Raw genomic sequence first — 2,874 nt, 5'->3', positions numbered from 1 at the left:
CGCCGTGGCCGCTCCGCTCGGCGCCGCCCTCGCCGCCCGCCCCCTGGTCTCCGCCGGCGCCCAGGACGGCACTGCCGTCGCCGCCGTCGTCCAGGGCAACGTGCCCCGGCTCGGCCTCGACTTCAACGCCCAGCGCCGGGCCGTCCTCGACAACCACGCCCGCCGCACCGTCCAGCTCGCCGAGGACGTCACGGCCGGCCGCGTCCCGAAGCCCGACTTCGTGGTCTGGCCGGAGAACTCCTCCGACCTCGACCCGTACGCCGAGATCGACGCGTACGCCGTCATCGACCGCGCGGTGAAGGCCGTCGGCGCGCCCGTGGCGATCGGCTCGGTCCTCGCCCCGGAGAGCGGCCCGCTGCGCAACACGATGATCCTGTGGGACCCGGCCGGCGGCCCCTCCGACACCTACGACAAGCGGAAGATCCAGCCCTTCGGCGAGCGCATCCCGATGCGTTCGGTGGTGCGCCTCTTCAGCTCCGACGTGGACCGCGTACGCCGCGACTTCGGCCCCGGCCGCGACCCGGGCGTCTTCGACATGGCCGGCAGCCGCGTCGGCATGGTCACCTGCTTCGAGGCCGCCTTCGACGACGCCGTGCTCTCCACCGTCCGGGCCGGCGCCCAGGTGATCGCGGTACCCAGCAACAACGCGACGTTCGGCCGCAGCGAGATGACGTACCAGCAGCTGGCGATGGACCGGGTCCGCGCGGTCGAGCACAGCCGCACCGTCCTGGTCCCGGTCACCAGCGGGGTCAGCGCCGTCATCCGGCCCGACGGCACCGTCGCCCAGCAGACCCCGATGTTCACCCCCGACGCCCTGGTCGCCGAGATCCCGCTGCGCTCCGGCCTGACGCCGGCCACCCGGCTCGGCCCGCTGCCCGAGTACGCCCTCCTCGCGGTCGCCGCCGCCGGGCTCGGCTGGACCCTGGTCCGCCGTGTCCGCGCCGGGCGCCGGGCGGGCACCCCGTAAGGTCGGGGGCATGTCGACTCCCGAGTTCATCCGCGCTGTCCGGGCCACCGCCGGCCACCAGCTCCTGCTGCTGCCCGGGGTGACCGCCGTCGTCCTCGACGACCAGGGCCGCGTGCTGCTCGGCCGGCGCGCCGACACCGGTGAGTGGTCGGTCGTCGGCGGCATCCCCGAGCCGGGGGAGCAGCCGGCCGACACGGCGGTGCGCGAGGTCTACGAGGAGACGGCGGTGCGCTGCGTGGCCGAGCGGGTGGTCCTGGTGCAGATGCTCGCCCGGCACACCTACCCCAACGGCGACGTGGTCCAGTACTCCGACATCACCTTCCGCTGCCGCGCCGTCGGGGGCGAGGCGAAGGTCAACGACGCGGAGTCGCTGGAGGTGGCCTGGTTCGACCCCGAGGCGCTGCCGGACCTGCCGCCCTTCGCGCTCGACCGGATCCGGCAGGCCCTCAAGGACGAGCCGACCTGGTTCGCGGCCCCCGGCACCGACCCGGTGGCAGGCGGCCCCGCCGCGCCCTGAGGCCCCGGGAGGCCGGCCCCCGGGGCCCGGCCTCAGCCCCGGCCCGCCGCGGCCTGCCGGTAGAGCTCCTGGGCGGGTCCGCCCAGGACCGCGCTGTACGAGACGTCGGGCTCCGTGCCGCCGCCCTCGAAGCCGCCGAGTACGCCGGCCAGCGCGCCCCCGACCAGCCAGGGGCTGCCGCTCGTACCGCCGCTCAGGTCCGGACAGCCGATGCGGCGCTGGCTCACGGACGCCATCGTGGTGGCGTTCGAGCAGGTCAGCGGCTCCTCCTCGGAGCTCGGATAGCCGACGACCGTGACCGGGACGCCGTCCGGCTGGTCCGCCGCCACCGGGAAGGCGCCGACCACGTCCTCGATCCGCCGGCCCTCCAGCGGGGCCAGCGTGGCGAACGCGACGTCGGCGTCCGGATTCCCCGTCGCCGCCCAGCTCGGGTCCTCGTGCACCCCGGTGATCCGCCATACCCCGTACGGCGCCGCGCCCTCGCGGTAGCCCGGCACGAAGACCGTGTCCTGCGCGCGGCCCAGGCAGTGCGCCGCCGTCGCGATCAGGTCCCGGCCCGCGCTGCGCACGACCGACGCGGTGCAGAAGTGGCCGCCGCCCAGCCCGCCGGCGAACAGCGCCCCCACCCGGGCCGTCCCCAGGCCCGCCTCCGCCACCGAGGTCCCCCCCGCCGGCGGCGCCGCCCCGGCGTCCGGGACGCCCAGCGTGAGCAGCGCGGACACGGTGGCCGTCGCCAGGGCGACGCGCCCGGCCCGGCGGGCGGTACGGGGAAGCTCGCGGCGGTTCATGCCCCGACCCTGCCGGGCGGACCTGGGACCGCAGCCCCCGCTTCCTGCGAATCACCTGTGAATCCGCTCCCCGTTCCACTCGGTTCCGCTCGGTTCCGCTCGACGGCTTCTCGGGCCCCGGCCGGCGACACCTCGTGGGGGCCGGGTCAGCGGGTGCGTTCGTACACGGTGACCCGGCGCCCCCGCACCTGCCGGTCCTCGGTGACCGTGAAGTGGTCGCGCAGCACCGCCGTCTTGACCGCGTCCCGCTGCGCCGACACCGGCTTCGCGACCCGCGTCGCGTCCGTCACCAGCAGGATCCGCCGCTGGGCGAGCATCGCCGCCCGGATCCGGGCCGGGTCGGCCTCCTCGCCCTTGAGGGTCCCCGACTCCACCGGGCCGCGCGCCAGGGCGATGTCCGCCAGGCCCGCGAAGTCCCCGGGCGAGACGAGGGCGGTGTCCCGGCGCGCCGCCGGCACGAAGAGCACCGCGTCCCCGGCCGCCTTCAGCCGGGCCACCTCGTCCGCCACCGCCAGCACGTCGTCCACCCGGCTGGCCGGCGCCCGCTTGGCCAGCGCCACCGGCAGCAGCGCCACCGCCGAGGCCGCGACCACCACCGCTCC

The 2,874-nt window shown here is 76.5% G+C and carries 3 protein-coding genes and 1 pseudogene; 2 read left to right on the top strand and 2 right to left on the bottom strand.

The window, feature by feature from the left end:
• The coding region (lnt, locus tag GPJ59_RS35220; RefSeq protein ID WP_219672151.1) for an apolipoprotein N-acyltransferase at positions 1-967 on the top strand (967 nt) is incomplete at its 5' end.
• Positions 968-977: 10 nt separating this feature from the next.
• Positions 978-1,484: an NUDIX hydrolase gene (locus tag GPJ59_RS35215; RefSeq protein WP_219672149.1), complete on the top strand. Its 507-nt coding sequence runs from the start codon at positions 978-980 to the stop codon at positions 1,482-1,484.
• A gap of 32 nt (positions 1,485-1,516) precedes the next feature.
• Here GPJ59_RS35215 and GPJ59_RS35210 read toward each other — a convergent pair whose 3' ends face one another.
• Together GPJ59_RS35210 and GPJ59_RS35205 are read right to left on the bottom strand one after the other, a co-directional pair.
• Positions 1,517-2,272, bottom strand: coding sequence for a trypsin-like serine peptidase (locus GPJ59_RS35210; protein ID WP_219672148.1), 756 nt, complete (start codon positions 2,270-2,272; stop codon positions 1,517-1,519).
• Positions 2,273-2,418: 146 nt separating this feature from the next.
• Positions 2,419-2,874, bottom strand: a pseudogene (locus GPJ59_RS35205) (glycosyltransferase family 39 protein); the annotation flags it as partial.

This window comes from Streptomyces bambusae (assembly GCF_019400985.1).
GTDB classification, from domain to species: Bacteria; Actinomycetota; Actinomycetes; order Streptomycetales; family Streptomycetaceae; genus Streptomyces; species Streptomyces bambusae_A.
This window is presented reverse-complemented; position numbering and strand designations above follow the sequence as displayed.

What these genes read in the sequence shown, in the direction of transcription:
- GPJ59_RS35215 (WP_219672149.1), top strand. Translation starts at nt 978, where the DNA reads ATGTCGACTCCCGAGTTCATCCGCGCTGTCCGGGCCACCGCCGGCCAC.
- GPJ59_RS35210 (WP_219672148.1), bottom strand. Translation starts at nt 2,272, where the DNA reads ATGAACCGCCGCGAGCTTCCCCGTACCGCCCGCCGGGCCGGGCGCGTC.